The 15,385-nt window shown below is 74.3% G+C and carries 12 protein-coding genes; 5 read left to right on the top strand and 7 right to left on the bottom strand.

Translation table 11 applies throughout. The annotated features are described in order from the left end of the window. Positions 1-101: 101 nt before the first annotated feature. Positions 102-1,034, bottom strand: a complete 933-nt coding sequence (gene murQ / locus AB0K02_RS22080) for an N-acetylmuramic acid 6-phosphate etherase (RefSeq protein ID WP_365994205.1) — start codon at positions 1,032-1,034, stop codon at positions 102-104. A 43-nt stretch (positions 1,035-1,077) separates the two neighbouring features. Further along, positions 1,078-2,025 (bottom strand): MurR/RpiR family transcriptional regulator, encoded by a 948-nt coding sequence (locus AB0K02_RS22075; protein ID WP_365994203.1) that lies wholly within the window; start codon positions 2,023-2,025, stop codon positions 1,078-1,080. Positions 2,026-2,081: 56 nt separating this feature from the next. On the opposite strand from AB0K02_RS22075, the gene AB0K02_RS22070 reads away from it, so the two are divergent. Continuing rightward, positions 2,082-2,438 carry a hypothetical protein gene (locus tag AB0K02_RS22070; protein WP_365994201.1) on the top strand — a complete coding sequence of 119 codons (357 nt, stop codon included), beginning with the start codon at positions 2,082-2,084 and terminating at the stop codon, positions 2,436-2,438. Next, on the top strand, positions 2,435-2,701 hold the full coding sequence (locus AB0K02_RS22065) for a DUF4031 domain-containing protein (protein ID WP_365994200.1): 267 nt from the start codon (positions 2,435-2,437) through the stop codon (positions 2,699-2,701). The genes AB0K02_RS22070 and AB0K02_RS22065 overlap by 4 nt, the downstream gene beginning before the upstream one ends. A gap of 30 nt (positions 2,702-2,731) precedes the next feature. Here AB0K02_RS22065 and AB0K02_RS22060 read toward each other — a convergent pair whose 3' ends face one another. Then, a complete protein-coding gene (locus tag AB0K02_RS22060; protein WP_365994199.1) occupies positions 2,732-3,382 on the bottom strand; it encodes a hypothetical protein in 651 nt (216 codons plus the stop codon). Between the two features lie 247 nt (positions 3,383-3,629). Continuing rightward, positions 3,630-5,906 carry a heavy metal translocating P-type ATPase gene (locus AB0K02_RS22055; RefSeq protein WP_365994198.1) on the bottom strand — a complete coding sequence of 759 codons (2,277 nt, stop codon included), beginning with the start codon at positions 5,904-5,906 and terminating at the stop codon, positions 3,630-3,632. A 241-nt stretch (positions 5,907-6,147) separates the two neighbouring features. Between AB0K02_RS22055 and AB0K02_RS22050 the strand changes: the two genes are divergently transcribed. Next, positions 6,148-6,846, top strand: coding sequence for a copper homeostasis protein CutC (locus AB0K02_RS22050; RefSeq protein ID WP_365994197.1), 699 nt, complete (start codon positions 6,148-6,150; stop codon positions 6,844-6,846). Positions 6,847-6,984: 138 nt separating this feature from the next. Here AB0K02_RS22050 and AB0K02_RS22045 read toward each other — a convergent pair whose 3' ends face one another. After that, the gene (locus AB0K02_RS22045) at positions 6,985-8,985 is read right to left on the bottom strand and encodes an ATP-binding domain-containing protein (RefSeq protein ID WP_365994317.1); all 2,001 of its coding nucleotides are present in this window, start codon (positions 8,983-8,985) and stop codon (positions 6,985-6,987) included. Positions 8,986-9,352: 367 nt separating this feature from the next. On the opposite strand from AB0K02_RS22045, the gene AB0K02_RS22040 reads away from it, so the two are divergent. Then, positions 9,353-9,556: a hypothetical protein gene (locus AB0K02_RS22040; protein ID WP_365994196.1), complete on the top strand. Its 204-nt coding sequence runs from the start codon at positions 9,353-9,355 to the stop codon at positions 9,554-9,556. 201 nt (positions 9,557-9,757) lie between these two features. Here AB0K02_RS22040 and AB0K02_RS22035 read toward each other — a convergent pair whose 3' ends face one another. Together AB0K02_RS22035 and AB0K02_RS22030 are read right to left on the bottom strand one after the other, a co-directional pair. Then, positions 9,758-11,428, bottom strand: coding sequence for a DNA repair helicase XPB (locus AB0K02_RS22035; protein WP_365994195.1), 1,671 nt, complete (start codon positions 11,426-11,428; stop codon positions 9,758-9,760). An 85-nt stretch (positions 11,429-11,513) separates the two neighbouring features. Beyond that, positions 11,514-14,069 (bottom strand): helicase C-terminal domain-containing protein, encoded by a 2,556-nt coding sequence (locus tag AB0K02_RS22030; protein ID WP_365994193.1) that lies wholly within the window; start codon positions 14,067-14,069, stop codon positions 11,514-11,516. 101 nt (positions 14,070-14,170) lie between these two features. Between AB0K02_RS22030 and AB0K02_RS22025 the strand changes: the two genes are divergently transcribed. Beyond that, entirely contained in the window at positions 14,171-15,220 is a 1,050-nt protein-coding gene (locus AB0K02_RS22025) for a hypothetical protein (RefSeq protein ID WP_365994192.1), read from the top strand. Positions 15,221-15,385 lie beyond the last annotated feature (165 nt).

Here is a 15,385-nt window from a genome sequence, read left to right as displayed (position 1 = left end):
GCTGGATTTGGCCCGGTTGTCGGGGCTCTGACCCGGCCCCGCTCCTCAGCCACCAAAGGGGCTGGGTTCGGCCCGGTCGTCCGGCGGGCCGGGGTGTGGCCCTACTTCGGCGCGGACGCGGCGAGCGCCGCGCGCAGGTGGCCGTTCGAGCGGGTCAGGAGCGCGGACGCCGTACCCGCGTCGACTCCCCCCACAATCACCAGGATCGCGTCCTTCACCTCTCCTCCCGTCGCCTCGAGGGCCGCCTCGATCTCCTCGTCCGCCGCCCCTGTCGCCAGCGACACGATCCGCCGGGACCGCGCCCGCAGCTTGTCGTTCGACGCGCGCACGTCCACCATCAGGTTTCCGTAGGTCTTGCCGAGGCGGATCATCGTGATCGTCGAGATCATGTTGAGGACGAGCTTCTGCGCCGTGCCCGCCTTCAACCGCGTCGAGCCCGTGAGCAGTTCGGGACCGACCACGACCTCCACCGCGTGGTCCGCCGCCGCGCCCAGCGCGCTCGCCTCGTTGCAGGACAGGCCGATCGTCAGCGCGCCCAGCGACCGCGCGTGCTCCACCGCGCCGACCGCGTACGGCGTGCGGCCCGACGCGGAGACGCCGACCACCGTGTCGTCCTCGGTCACCTTCAGCGCGTCCAGGTCGGCTGCCGCCAGCTCCTTGCTGTCCTCCGCACCCTCGACGGCCGTGAACATCGCCGTCGGGCCGCCCGCGATCAGACCGGTGACCTCCGACGGGTCCGTGTTGAACGTCGGCGGGCACTCGCTGGCGTCCAGGACGCCGAGGCGGCCCGCCGTGCCCGCCCCCGCGTAGATCAGCCGGCCCCCACGGGACATGCGCTCGGCCGTGGCGTCGATCGCGGCGGCGATGACGGGCAGTCGGGCGGCGACCGCGGCGGGGACGGTCTCGTCCTCGCCGTTCATGATGCGCGCGATCTCCAGCGTCGGCAGCCGGTCGATGTCGGCGAGCTCCGGACGGAACGCCTCGGTGGTGAGCGTGTCGAGCTGGGCGCGGAGTTCACCGTAGGTGGAGGTCATGAGGAGCGGCTCTGCTTTCTCGGGACGTACGGCGTGTGGGGGGTCAGCGCGTGCGCGGGCTGTGGCGGTGCGCGAGGGCCTCGTACGAGGCGGCGAGCGCGGGTGCCGCCGACTCGTACGTGCGCTGCGCCACGCCGATGAACAGGCAGTCCACGACCAGCAGTTGACTGGTGCGGGAGGACATCGCGGCGGGGCGCAGTTCGCTCTCGCGCGCGGTGGACGTCGTGAGGATGTGGTCGGCGTACTGCGACACGGGACCGTCCGGACGGCCGGTGATCGCGATCGTCGTGGCGCCCCGGTCGAACGCCACCCTCAGCGGCTCGATCACGTCGCCCGTCGAGCCGGAGTGCGTGATGGCGACGGCCACGTCACCGGAGCGCAGCTGCACGGCGTTGGTCACCGCGAGGTGCGGATCGCTGTGCGCGTGCGCGATCAGGCCGATGCGCAGCAGCTTCTGGGCGAGGTCCATGCCGACGAGGGAGGAGGCGCCGACGCCGTAGATGTCGATGCGCCGGGCCGTGGACGCGGCGGCCACGGCCGCGCCGAGCTGCACGGTGTCGAGGCCGGCGGCGGTGTCGGCGAGCGTCTGCTGCTCGTCGTACGCGAGCTTGGCGACGACGTCCCCGATCGGGTCGTCGACGGCTATGTCGGTGGTGAGGGCGGGCGCGCGGCCCGACTCCTGGTGGGCGGCGAGACCGGCGAGCGCGAGGCGCAGGTCGCGGTAGCCGGGATAGCCGAGGAGGCGGGCGGTGCGGACGACGGTCGCCTCGCTGGTGCCCGTGAGCTCGGCGAGTCCGGTGACCGTGAGGGCTGCGCAGCCTGCCGGATCGTCGGCGACGGCTTCGGCGACCCGCTGCATGGAGCGGGTCATGGACGGCGAGAGCGTGCGCACCTTCGCCGCGAGGGCGGCGGGAGGAGGGACCTCCCGCAGGCCGGGCCCGGCCGGGGTGGGCGCCTCACCGCTGAAAATTTCCTTCACTGGATTGGTCACATCTGAAAGATATTTTCGTATTTCGGGTGCCGTCAAGACCCGGAGACAATGGGGACATGGATCGGACGAACCCACTGGAACAGGCACTGCACGCTGCCCGCGCGCTGGTGCTCGCCGACCTCGCCGCCCGCGACGTGGCCGACGCCGGTGTCGTGTCGTTGGTCGAGGAGGCGGTGTCGCACCGCCGGTGGTGGGCCGAGCAGTGGCCCGAGGGGATCGCGTACGTCGCGGGGCTCGTCGCCCAGGACGTCCAGGACGCGCTGCTGGAGCGGCACGGCCGCTGGCCGCTGTGCCCGGTCTGCGACGCGGGCGACCCGCACGCGCTGGAGATCGAGCCCGAACTCGGGCCGGACCCGCACTGGGTGTGCGGCAAGGCCGGCGTCGTGGTGGCGCGGGTGGGCGGGCTGCGGTGACGGTCTACATCGACCCGCCGAGCTGGCCGGGCCACGGCCGCATGTGGTCGCACATGGTCAGCGACGTGTCCTTCGACGAACTGCACACGTTCGCGGAGGCGATCGGCTGCCCGCGTCGCGCGTTCGAACGCGACCACTACGACGTGCCCTCCCATCGGTACGCGGACGCGGTGGCGGCGGGGGCGGTGGAGGTGTCGAGCCGCGAGGTGGTCAGGCTGCTGACGGCGGCGGGGCTACGGCGCCCCAAAGGCCGGCCGGCGTAGCCCCTCGGGTTTTCCCACCGGCCCGGTGTCTCACGATGCGGCCAGCAGCTCCAGCTCCACCGTGAGGTTGTGGCGGGCGGGCTCCTCCCACTCCCGCGCGCCGTACGGGGTGTGGAACAGGCGCGGCAGCCGCAGCAACTGGCGCAGCACCGCCGCCCGCCCGTCGCGGAACGCCTCCTCGGGGACGAACGCGTACTCCTCGCGCACCGCCGCCGCGTAGGCCGCGTACGCCTCCGGGGCGGCGGCCAGGATCGCCAGGTCGGCGTCGCACAGGACCTGGCCGTTGCGGTCGTCGTCGGCCGGGTCGTGCGTGACGGTGAGCCGGACGAGCCGGGCGACCTCGGCGGTGGCCCCGGCGCCGAGCCCGGCCTCGGCGAGGGCACGCTCGGCGAGCCGGGCGGAGCGCTCCTCGTTCTCGGAACGGTCCGGCAGGTACACCGCGTCGTGGAACCAGGCCGCGAGACGCACGAGGTCGGGGTCGGCGGCGTGCGGGGCCAGGGTGTCGACATGGTCCAGCACCGCGAGGAGATGCGCCGTGGTGTGGTAGTGCCGCTGCGGCTCGGCCCAGCGGCCGAGGAGGTTGTCGGCGTAGGGCAGGGGGTCGGGCCCGTCCGCCCCTCCCCGGGCGGCGAGGAGGGCCTTGGTCCAGCGGGCACGGAGATCGGCGGCGGCGTCGCTCATGTGCCGACTCTAGAGCGGCTCCCGTACCGAGCGGGACGGCCGGGGCCCGAACCCGGCTGGGGCACGGGCTCCATATGGTCGGCGCCGTGCCTGAGGCGGGGCCGGCAGCCCGCAGCCCGCCCGCTGCACCGGCGACGCGGCCACCCTGATCAGGCTGTGCGCAGGGAGGCCGCTCACCGGGACGCGGTACGGGCTGACGGGTGGGACGGAGCGGGAGTTCCTCGTCCTCGACTGAGCGGGACCGGCGTCACCCAGCCGCCTTGAAGCCGCGCAGGCGCAGCGAGTTGCCGACGACGAAGACGGAGGAGAAGGCCATCGCGGCTCCGGCGATCATCGGGTTGAGGAGGCCGGCGGCGGCGAGGGGGAGGGCGGCGACGTTGTAGGCGAAGGCCCAGAACAGGTTGGACCTGATGGTGCCGAGGGTCCTGCGGGAGAGGCGGATGGCGTCGGCGGCGGCGCGCAGGTCGCCGCGGACGAGGGTGAGGTCGCCGGCCTCGATGGCGGCGTCGGTGCCGGTGCCCATGGCGAGTCCGAGGTCGGCCTGGGCGAGGGCGGCGGCGTCGTTGACGCCGTCGCCGACCATGGCGACGCTGCGGCCCTCGGCCTGGAGGCGCTTGACGACGTCCACCTTGTCCTCGGGCATGACCTCGGCGACGACCTCGTCGATGCCGACCTCCTTCGCCACTGTCTCGGCGACCGCCTTGTTGTCGCCGGTGAGCAGGATCGGGGTGAGGCCGAGGGCGCGCAGCCGCCGGATCGCCTCGGGGCTGGTGTCCTTGACGGCGTCGGCGACCTCCAGGACCGCGCGTGCCTCGCCGTTCCAGGCGACCGCGATCGCGGTGCGGCCGGCGGCTTCGGCTTCGTCCCTGGCGGCCTTCAACGCGGGCGTCAGCTCCATCGCCCACTCGGCGAGCAGCTTCTCGCGGCCGACGAGGACGGCGTGGCCCTCGACGACGCCCTGGACGCCGAGTCCGGGGACGTTGGCGAAGTCCTCGGGCGTGGGAAGGGTGCCCACCTTCTCGGCGGCGCCGGTGGCGACGGCCTGGGCGATGGGGTGCTCCGAGGCGTGCTCCAGGGCGCCCGCGAGCCGCAGCACGTCACTCTCGTCGACACCCGTGGCGGTGTGCACCTTGACGAGAGTCATGCGGCCGGTGGTGACGGTGCCGGTCTTGTCGAGGACGATCGTGTCGACCTTGCGCGTGGTCTCCAGCACCTCCGGGCCCTTGATGAGGATGCCGAGCTGGGCGCCGCGGCCGGTGCCGACCATGAGCGCGGTCGGCGTGGCCAGGCCCAGGGCGCAGGGGCAGGCGATGATCAGGACGGCGACGGCGGCGGTGAACGCGGCGGTCCAGCCCGCGCCGTTGCCCAGCCAGAACCCCAGCGTCGCGAGGGCGAGGCCGATGACCACGGGGACGAAGACGGCGCTGATGCGGTCGGCGAGCCGCTGGGCGGCGGCCTTGCCGTTCTGCGCGTCCTCCACCAGCTTGGCCATGCGGGCGAGCTGGGTGTCGGCGCCGACGCGGGTGGCCTCGACGACCAGGCGGCCACCGGCGTTCAGGGTCGCGCCGGTGACGCCGTCGCCGACCGTGACCTCCACCGGTACGGACTCGCCGGTGAGCATCGAGGCGTCGACGGCGGAGCTGCCCTCGACGACGGTGCCGTCGGTGGCGATCTTCTCTCCGGGCCGCACCAGGAACCGGTCGCCGACCCGCAGGTCGCCGGTCGGGATGAGGGCTTCGCGCCCGCCGCGCAGGACCGTGACCTCCTTCGCGCCCAGCTCCAGCAGGGCCTTGAGGGCGGCCCCGGCCTTGCGCTTGGAGCGGGCCTCGAAGTACCGCCCGGCCAGGATGAACGCGGTCACACCGGCGGCGGCCTCCAGGTAGATGTTCCCCGCGCCGTCGCTGCGGCTGATCGTCAGCTCGAAGGGGTGCGTCATGCCGGGTGTGCCGGCGGTCCCGAGGAACAGGGCCCACAGCGACCACAGGAACGCCGCCGAGGTGCCGACCGAGATCAGGGTGTCCATGGTGGCCGCGCCGTGGCGGGCGTTGGTGAACGCGGCGCGGTGGAAGGGCCAGGCGGCGTAGGTGACCACGGGGGCGGCGAGGGTGAGGCTCAGCCACTGCCAGTACTCGATCTGCAGGGCCGGGATCATGGCCATCGCGATGACGGGGACGGAGAGCACCACGGCCGTGGTCAGCCGCTGCCGCAGCGGTCGCAACTCCTCGTCGGCCCTCTCCTCGTCGGAGGGGCCCTCCGTACCCGCTGTCTCCGCCTTCGCGGGCGCGGGCTCCTGGGCGGTGTAACCGGTCGCCTCGACGGTGGCGATCAGGTCCGCCACATCGATCCCGTCGGCGAAGGCGACCTTCGCCTTCTCGGTCGCGTAGTTCACGGTCGCCTCGACGCCGTCCATGCGGTTCAGCTTCTTCTCGATACGAGCCGCACAGGAGGCGCAGGTCATGCCGCCGATGGCGAGTTCGACCTCGCGTGCTGCGGTGGGGGCCGGGTGGGCGGCTGCGGTCGGCATTCCTGCTCCTCGTCGTCGGTTATACCCCCTAGGGGTATCTTCGGCTCGACTTCTGTATACCCCCTCCCCCTAAAAGGCGCAAGGGGTGTGGGTGGGCGCGGCCGGGGAACCCGGGGTGCCGGAGTGGGGTGTGCGGCTGCAGTGGGGGCACCAAGGGCATTAGGCTGGGATATTGGACTAGACCTCTCGGCCCGCAGGGGGCCGGGTACCGCCGCAGCCGCCTTCCTGGAGGAATGGGCCCATGAGCAACCGTGTACTCCTGGAGGTGATCGCCCTCGACGCGCAGGACGCGGTCGCGGCGCGCTCGGGAGGGGCCGACCGGCTGGAGCTGGTCACCGACATGGCGGCCGACGGCCTGACCCCGGCGAGAGAGACCTTCGCCCGCGTCCGGGCGGCCGTGGACATCCCGGTGCGCGTCATGCTCCGCCTGACGGACGGGTTCTCGGCGGGCGGACCGGAGGACGTCGACGCGCTGGTCCGGGCGGCGGAGGGGCTGCGGGCGGAGGGTGCGGACGAGTTCGTCCTCGGCTTCCTGGACGACCACGGCCACCCGGACCTCGTGACCGTCGAACGGCTGGTGGCGGTGCTGGGCGGCTGCCGCTGGACGTTCCACCGGGCGATCGACCGCGCGGTGGACCGCGACGCGCTGCGCAAGCAGCTGGCGGACGTGCCGGGCCTGGACACGTACCTGACGGCCGGGTCGCCGGAGGGCGTCGACGACGGGCTGCCGACGCTGCTCGCGGAGGCGGCGCGGCACGGGGAACCGGGCTACGAGCCGGAGCTCCTCGTGGGAGGCGGCCTGCGCCTCGCCCACGTCCCGGCGCTGCGGGCGGCGGGCGTCCGGGGGTTCCACATCGGCGGCGCGTCCCGCCCGGCCGGCTGGTCGTCACCGGTCGCCCCGTCCGCGGTCCGCGAGTGGCGCGAGGCGCTGGACGCGTAGGGGACGCGGGCCCGGGGGCGCGGCGCCCCCGGGCCCGCGCCGCGCCGACGCGCCCGTCAGCCCAGCTGCCGCGGCAACGGCTGTGCGTGCAGGACCGTCAGACCAACTGCCGTGGCAGAGGCGGTGCGTGCAGGACTGTCAGGCCAACTGTCGCGGCAGCGGCTGGGCGTGCACGACCGTCAGGCCCGAGACCGCCCTCGTCAGCGCCACGTACAGGCGGCGCAGGCCCGTGCGCTCGTCCGGTTCGGCCGCGACCACCGCGGCCGGCTCGTCCAGGACCACGTAGTCGTACTCCAGGCCCTTCGCCAGCGATGCCGGCACCAGGGTCAGGCGGGTGTCGGGGGTCGTCTCCTCGCCCGGGGAGAGGTACGACAGGCCGGCCGACGCCAGTGCCGCGGCCAGCGCCGGCACACGGGCGTCCGAGGCGATCAGGCCGATCGAGCCCTCCCGGGCCAGGGACTCCAGGCAGGCCGAGACGACCGCCGTGTCCAGGTCGGACACGGCGCGGACCGACAGCGAGCCCGGGTTCTCGCGCACCGACGACACCGGGGCCAGGCCCGGGGACATGTGCGGGAGGAGGCGGGAGGCGTACGCGATCACCTCGCGCGGCACGCGGAAGCCCGCGGTCAGCTCCTCGACCGCCGCCTCCGGCTTGCCGAGGTGGGACAGCGCCTCCGCCCACGACGCCGTCGCCCACGGCGTCGTCCCCTGGGCCAGGTCGCCCAGCACCGTCGCCGAGCCCGTCGAGCAGCGCCGGCCCACGGCCCGGTACTGCATCGGCGACAGGTCCTGCGCCTCGTCGAGCACCACGTGCCCGAGCGAGTGCGTGCGCTGCACCAGGTCCGTCGCCTCGTCGATCAGCACCGCGTCGGCGGCGGACCACTTCGCGGACTTCGCGCTGCGGGGAGCTTTCGGGAACAGGATCACGGCCTGCTCCTCGGCGGTGAGGATCCCGTCGGCGTGCGCGGCGAGGAACTCCGCGTCGGACAGCAGGCGCAGGACGAGCTTCGCCGGGTCCACCGGCGGCCAGATCGCCTTGACCGCCGCCTTCACCGCCGCGTTGCGTGCCACGGCGTCCTGGACCCGGTCGTCGGGGGCCTCGCCCGCCTGTTCCATGCGGACCAGCACCGCGTGCGCGATCCGCTGGGGCAGCGCGTCGCGCGCCGCGCCGTACCGCACGTCCCGGTCCAGCAACTCGCGGACGACCTCCTCCAGTTCGTACGCCGGGATCCGCCACCGCCGCGACCCGCGCACGACCATCAGCGGCTCGGTGGGCAGCGTGACGTGCGAGCGGACCGCGCGGCGCAGCACCTCGGCCATCCGCGCGTCGCCCTTCACGACCGCCGCCGCGGCCGTGTCCTCGCCGCGCACCTCCACATGGGCGACGAGGTCGTCGACGGTGGACTGCCTGACCTCCAACTCGCCCAGCGCCGGGAGCACCTGCTCGATGTAGTGGAGGAAGGAGCGGTTCGGCCCGATGACGAGGGTGCCGGTGCGGGCGAGCCGTTCCCGGTGGGCGTAGAGCAGGTACGCGACACGGTGCAGGCCCACGGCCGTCTTGCCGGTGCCGGGGCCGCCCTGGACGCACACCGTGCCGGACAGGCCGCCGCGGACGATCTCGTCCTGCTCGGGCTGGATCGTCGCCACGATGTCCCGCATCGGGCCGACGCGCGGCCGCTCGATCTCCGCCTGGAGGAGCTTGGAGGTCTGCGAGCCCCCGGCGGAGCCGGAAAATGTCACAGCCGAGGGGTCGGTGAGATGCTCGTCCTCGTACGCGGTGAGCTCGCCGCCCGTGTAACCGAAGCGCCGCCGCAGACCCACGTCCTGCGGGTCCTTGCGCGAGGCGCGGTAGAACGGCTGGGAGACGGGGGCGCGCCAGTCGATGACCATCGGATCGCCGGCGGCGTCGTGCACGTGCCGACGGCCGATGTAGAAGCGTTGCCCCTCCTGCGTGGTGCGCAGGTAGTCGAGGCGGCCGAAGAACAGCGGGGTGTGCGACAGGTCGGCCAGCGCCTTGATGCGCTCCTCGATCTGGGCTTCCAGGACGACCGCGTTGACCCAGTTCGCGGTGACGTCCTTGATGTCGAGCGACTCGACGTCCTCGCGCATCGCGCGCAACGCCGCGCGGGAGGCGGCCAGATGGGCCCGCTCGCGTCCGAGCGGATCGCCGTCGGCCGTGGGCGCCGCCGTGGCGGAGGTGACGTCGGGTACAGGGGCGTGCGCGGGCACGGGTTGCCTCCGGGCTGATGCTGCGTGGTCACGACATGGCAGACCGGCCGGTTTCCGTCCGGGCGGTGGCGCTCCTCGAGGGAGGCGGGAGGGGGCCCCGACCGCGTCGGGGGCAAGCCCGCGATTGTAGTGGGAGCCCTGGAGGGAGGCGAACGCTTTTTCCCGGAGGCGCTCCTCCCCGTAGGGGACGCTGTCTGTCCGGAGTCGTACGCGCACCGGTGCGCGGTTCAGCCCGCAGAGCGATGCTCCGCACGGGTGATGGGGACACCATGGAGACATGAGCACAGCGACTTTCGTCCCAGGCACCACGCCCCCCGGCGGCGCGACCGCCACGGGCGCCGTGCACCACTCACACCACCGCGTCGGCAACGCCCTGCGCGCGATCAAGGTCTTCGCCGGGGCCGTGTTCTCCGTGGCCGTACTCGGCGAGTACGCGGAGGAGGCAGGCGTCCGACGTCCTGCGCAGCCCGGCCCCGGCTGACCGGGGCGGGGGCCGTTGGTGGTTGCTGACCGGGGGTGGTTTCCTCGGGGTCGGCCGAGGCAGCCCGGCCCCGGCTGACCGGGGCGGGGGCCGTTGGTGGTTGCTGACCGGGGGTGGTTTCCTCGGGGTCGGCCGAGGCGCCGGCGGGCTCGGCCGAGGCCCCGGCAGGGTCGGCCGAGGTGCCGGCGGACGCCCCCTACCTCAGCGGACCGGGTCCGCAGGCCCCTCCGCCTCGCCCGCCAGGAGCTCGTCCGCGTCGACGATCCGGTACGCGTAGCCCTGCTCGGCCAGGAACCGCTGGCGGTGCGCCGCGAAGTCCTGGTCGATCGTGTCCCTCGCCACCACCGAGTAGAAGTGCGCCTTGTGGCCGTCCGCCTTCGGGCGCAGGACGCGGCCGAGGCGCTGGGCCTCCTCCTGGCGCGAACCGAACGTGCCGGACACCTGGATCGCGATCGTCGCCTCCGGGAGGTCGATCGAGAAGTTCGCGACCTTGGAGACGACCAGCACGCTGATCTCGCCGTTGCGGAAGGCGTCGAAGAGCTTCTCGCGCTGCGTGTTCGACGTCTCACCCTTGATCACCGGGGCGTCCAGGTGCTCTCCCAGCTCGTCGAGCTGGTCGATGTACTGGCCGATGACCAGGATCTGCTGCCCCGCGTGCTTGCGGACCAGCTGTTCCGTCACCCTCCGCTTCGTCGCCGTCGTAGCGCAGAAGCGGTACTTCTCCTCCGTCTCGGCGGTCGCGTACGCGAGCCGCTCCGATTCGGTGAGGTTGACCCGTACCTCCACGCAGTCGGCGGGCGCGATGTAGCCCTGCGCCTCGATCTCCTTCCAGGGCGCGTCGAACCGCTTCGGCCCGATCAGCGAGAAGACGTCCGACTCGCGGCCGTCCTCGCGCACCAGGGTCGCGGTCAGGCCCAGCCGGCGGCGTGCCTGGAGGTCGGCGGTGAACTTGAAGACCGGCGCGGGCAGCAGGTGCACCTCGTCGTAGAGGATCAGACCCCAGTCGCGGGAGTCGAACAGCTCCAGGTGCGGGTAGATGCCCTTCCGCTTGGTCGTCAGCACCTGGTACGTGGCGATGGTGACCGGGCGGATCTCCTTCTTCGTGCCGCTGTACTCGCCGATCTCGTCCTCGGTCAGCGACGTCCGCCGCACCAGCTCGTGCTTCCACTGCCGGGCGGAGACGGTGTTGGTGACCAGGATCAGCGTCGTGGCCTTGGCCTGCGCCATCGCGCCCGCCCCGACCAGCGTCTTGCCGGCGCCGCAGGGCAGGACGACGACACCCGAGCCGCCGTGCCAGAAGCCCTCGACGGCCTGCTTCTGGTAGGGGCGCAGCGCCCAGTCCGTCTCGTCGAGGTCGATGCGGTGCGCCTCGCCGTCGACGTAGCCCGCGAGGTCCTCCGCCGGCCAGCCCAGCTTCAGCAGCGTCTGCTTGATCTGCCCGCGCTCGGAGGGGTGCACGGCCACCGTGTCCGGGTCGATCCGGACGCCCACGAGCGGCTGGATCTTCTTCGACCGCAGGATCTCCTCCAGTACCGGCCGGTCGGTGGTCGTCAGGACGAGCCCGTGGGTGGGGTGCCGGGTGAGGGTGAGCCGGCCGTAGCGGGCCATCGTCTCGGCGACGTCGACGAGCAGGGCGTGCGGGACCGGGTACCGGGAGAACTCGACCAGCGCGTCCACGACCTGCTCGGCGTCGTGCCCGGCGGCACGCGCGTTCCACAGGCCGAGGGGGGTGACCCGGTAGGTGTGGATGTGCTCGGGCGCACGCTCCAGCTCCGCGAACGGCGCGATGGCGCGACGGCAGGCGTCCGCCAGCTCGTGGTCGACTTCGAGAAGGAGGGTCTTGTCGCTCTGGACGATGAGGGGACCGTTCACACCTGCGCCCTTTCGGTAAGGCTGGGGGCCGCTTGAGGCCGGTGAGGCCAAACCTCAAGTGTGCCGCATGGCGCCGCGGGCGGACTCAGACGTCGTCGGCCAGCTCCGCCACGCCCGTGATGCGGTGCAGCGGGTACGTGCGCACCTCGTCCGCCGTGTGGTCGTACGCCGTCACGAAGCCGCCCTCCACCCGGACCGGGGCGATCACGCGCTGGCTGGCCGCGCCGTCCGCGTTGACGTAGCCGATCCAGACCGCCGAGCCGGTCATCGCCGCCGCCTGCACGGTGGCCAGCGTCTCGGCGGGGGTGGTGCGGGGCATCTCGCCGTTGTGGACGGGCGCGGCGGCCTCGGCGACCGGCTTGCGTTCCACCGTGGCCGCGAGGTCGCCGGCCCGGATCGCCTTCACGGCCGCGCCCAGCAGCGTGGCGTCGGGCACCGGCGGCCCGTCCGGGACCGGGGCCGGTGCCGTGCGCGGCGGGGTACGGCGGGCGTGGGCGCGGGTGATCACCACGTCGCCCTCGGCCGACTCGGCGGCCGGCGCGTACCCCATCGCCCGCAGGCCGTCGAGCAGTGCCGCCGGGTCCGCCTGGGCGGCCAGGACCGTGGGCGCGAGGCGGCGCAGGCGCAGGCCCTGCGAGCGCTTGTCGGCCAGGATCTCGCCGAGCAGGGTGTCGTCGTCACAGCGCACGTACGCGGAGGCGGCGCCGACGCGCAGGTGGCCGTGGCGGCGGGCGACGTCGTCGATGAGGTAGGTCAGCGGCTGCGGCACGGGCGTACGGGAGTGCCTGGCCAGGAACGTGTGCAGGTCGGCGGCGGCCCGCCCGGCGTCGAGCGCGCGGCGCACGGAGGCGGGCGTGAAACGGTAGACGGTCGCGCCGCCCTTGGACTCGACGTCGGCGAGGACGGCGAGGGTCTCGGCCAGCGGCCGCTCCAGCGGGCCGGGGGCGACGGCCGTCAGGTCGGCCTGGAGGAGGACGTGGTTCAGCGGCTCGGGAAGCAGCGGGGCGAGGAGGGCGAGGGCACGGGCCCGGCGCTCGCCGGAGTCGCCGGCGCCGTCGGCCGCGGCGCGGTAGGCGACGGGCCCGGGGCGCGGCACGGCGGTCCCCGCCGTCCCGTCGCCGGCGCCGTCCGGGTCCGGCAGGCCGAGCAGTGCGCGGGTGTGGGAGGCGAGAGCGCCGCGGCCCGTCACGCCCAGCAGCTCCGCCTCCGCGAGCGTCCAGGTCGCGATGCGCGCCCGCAGGTCCTGGCCGCCGCTCACCGAGTCGCCCCGCTCGCCCCGCAGCGGCCGCTCCCAGCGCAGCCGGTCCAGCAGTGTCTCCGGGTCCGGGACGGCGCCCGCCGGGAGGGACGCCATCAGCTCCAGCACCCGCAGCCGGACCGCGGGCGCGGCCGAACGGTCCAGGTCGGGGCCGAGAGCGGAAAGCGTGCGGCCCTTGGAGTCCTGGCTGCCGACGAGCCCCGGCGCGCGGGTGGCCGACAGCCAGGCGACCGCGAGCTCGGCCCACCGCTGCGCCGGAGGCAGCTCCAGCCACTCGTCGTACGCGGGCGTCGGGGCGTACCGCTCGTCGGCCTCGCCGTCGGAGGCCAACAGGCCGGCCGTATAGGCCAGTTCCACCCAGAACGCGGCGAGCTGCTCGGTCGTGTCCAGCGCCGAGGCCGTCCGCTTGAGGTCGCGTACGGACAGGCCGCCCGCGCGCAGCACCGGCGGGCCGCCCTCGTGCCAGTCCTTCAGCAGGTCCTCGACCGTCGTCAGCGCCGTGAACGCCTGCCCGGCCGCCGCGCTGTCCACAACCTGTGGACGGCGCTCCGCCGCCTGCGTCACCGACGGCGGCACCGGCTCCGGCACCCGGTGGGCCCGGCCCGCCCGCAGATGCAGCGCCGCCTCCCTGGGCAGCACCACCGTCCGCGGCGACGCGGGCAGCAGCAGCCCGCGGTCCCGCAGCCACTGCACGGGCGGCGCGGGGGAGGACGTCACCTCCCCGTACGGCGGACCCCACACCAGCCGGTCCAGCACCGCCAGCGCCTGCGGCGGTGCCGTGTCCAGCAGCAGCGCCATCCGGCGCCGGTCCGTGAACAGCGCCGTCAGCGCCGTCACCGCGGACACCGGGTCGTGCGTCGGCGGCAGTCCGGCCGCCGCGAGGATCTCCTGCAGCCTGCCCGGCGACATGCCTGCGGTGGCCTCGGCGACGGTCGGGCCGAGACCGGTGGGGGAGGGGCGGGTCGGCGACGGCGCGAGCAGTTCGCGGGCCGTGCGCACCAGCCGCAGCCGGTCGTCACCGCCCCACACCAGGGCCTGCGCGCGCAGCACCCCCAGCGCGCCGGGCAGCGCCGCCTCGACCGCCGGGTCGCCCTCGTCACCGGCCATCAGCGCGAGCAGGGTCTCGTACGGGGCGGGGTCGGGCGCCACGGCCAGAGCCTCGGCGCTCTGCAGCGCGAACCGGTCGAGCCGCTCCAGGGCACGGACGACGGAGGCGCGGGTACCGGCGCGGGTGGCGAGCTGGGTGACGTCGGTCGGCACCGGGTTCAGCAGATCGGGCCGGGCACGCAGCAGCGCGGCCAGTTCCTCGTCGGTGCGGGCGCGCAGCGCTTCCGCCAGCGTGCGCGGGGCGGCGCCGCCGCTTGGTTCGGGCTTGGTCCCCATCCGCCCCACGGTAGCCCCTGGAGCGCTACCGTCGTGGACAGGGCGGGCCCGGGGAAGGGGCCGTGATTCGTGGGATACGCCGGGAGCGCAGGGGAACGTCCGTGGGGATCGAGAGCGATCAGCTGGTCTACGACTACCTGAGCCGGGTCGGCGACCTGGCCCAGCAGGCCCAGCTTCCGTCGGGCGCCCGGATGCGGCTCGTGTCGTCGCTGCGGGGCGAGATCGACAAGCAGAGGTCGCGGTTCGGCGGGGACAGCCCGGCCGCGGTGCGCCGGATCCTCGGGCGCCTCGGTGCGCCGGAGACGGTGGTGGCCGCGGCGGCGGAGGAGAAGGCCGTGCCCGCGCCGCCTTCGGACGCGCCCTCGTCCGTGTCTTCGGCTCCGTCCTCGGATTCGCCGTCGGCTCCGCCCTCGGCCCCGACCTCGCCTTCGGACACCGGTGGGCGGCGGCCGTCGATGCCGCGGCAGCGGGGATGGCGCCGCATCCCGCGCCCGCGCACGGATCCCGCGCCCCGGGAGGCGGCCGCGTCGCCGCCGCACCTGGCCGGGACGGACGAGCTCGGCCCCTCGGGCTCCGAGCCGGACTGGTGGCGGGTCGAACCGGGGCCGTTCGGGGCGGGGGAGCGGGTGGCCGGGTTCGTCGGCGGCGTGGAGGTCCCCGAGATACTGAGGCCGCCGCCGGAGGAGAAGGCCGATCCCGAGTCCGAGGGAGAGTCCGGCGGCGCGTCCGACGGCGCTGAGGCTCCCGGTGCGGAGGCGACGGACGAGGCCGTGCCGGTGCGGCGGTGGTGGCTGCCGCGAGGGGAGCGGGGCGGGCCCGCGGACCTGGTGCTGCTGCTGGCCGCGGCCCTGCTGGTCGTCGGCGCCGTCCTCGGCTCGCTGCCGGCCCTGGCGGGCGGCTGGCTCCTCGCGTACGGCTCGCGCCGCCTGTCCCTCACCCAGTCGAAACTGGCGGTCGCCGGCCTCCCGGGCGCGGCCGTGGCGGCCGGAGCCGTATGGCTGTGGGGCCGCGTCAACGGCCACTGGGGCCCGCCGATCCCGGACGACGGCATGCGGGAGGCGCTGACGGGGACGTGGCCGTGGGTGCTGCGGGGGGCGGCGGTGGCGTCGGCGCTGTACCTGCTGTGGCGGCGGAGGAGGGTGCGGATGTAGCGCCTGCGGCGGGCTGTTCCCCACCCCGCCCCATCCCGAGCCGGGGCTTCGCCCCAGACCCCGTACCGCGCTTCGCGCGGTGTACTCAAACGCCGGACGGGCTGGATTTCGCTCCGCGAAATCAGCCTCGCCGGCGTTTGAGGCGCGGGGGGCCGGGGGGCCGAG

It is taken from the genome of Streptomyces sp. NPDC049597, from assembly GCF_040675505.1.
Taxonomy (GTDB): domain Bacteria; phylum Actinomycetota; class Actinomycetes; order Streptomycetales; family Streptomycetaceae; genus Streptomyces.
This window is presented reverse-complemented; position numbering and strand designations above follow the sequence as displayed.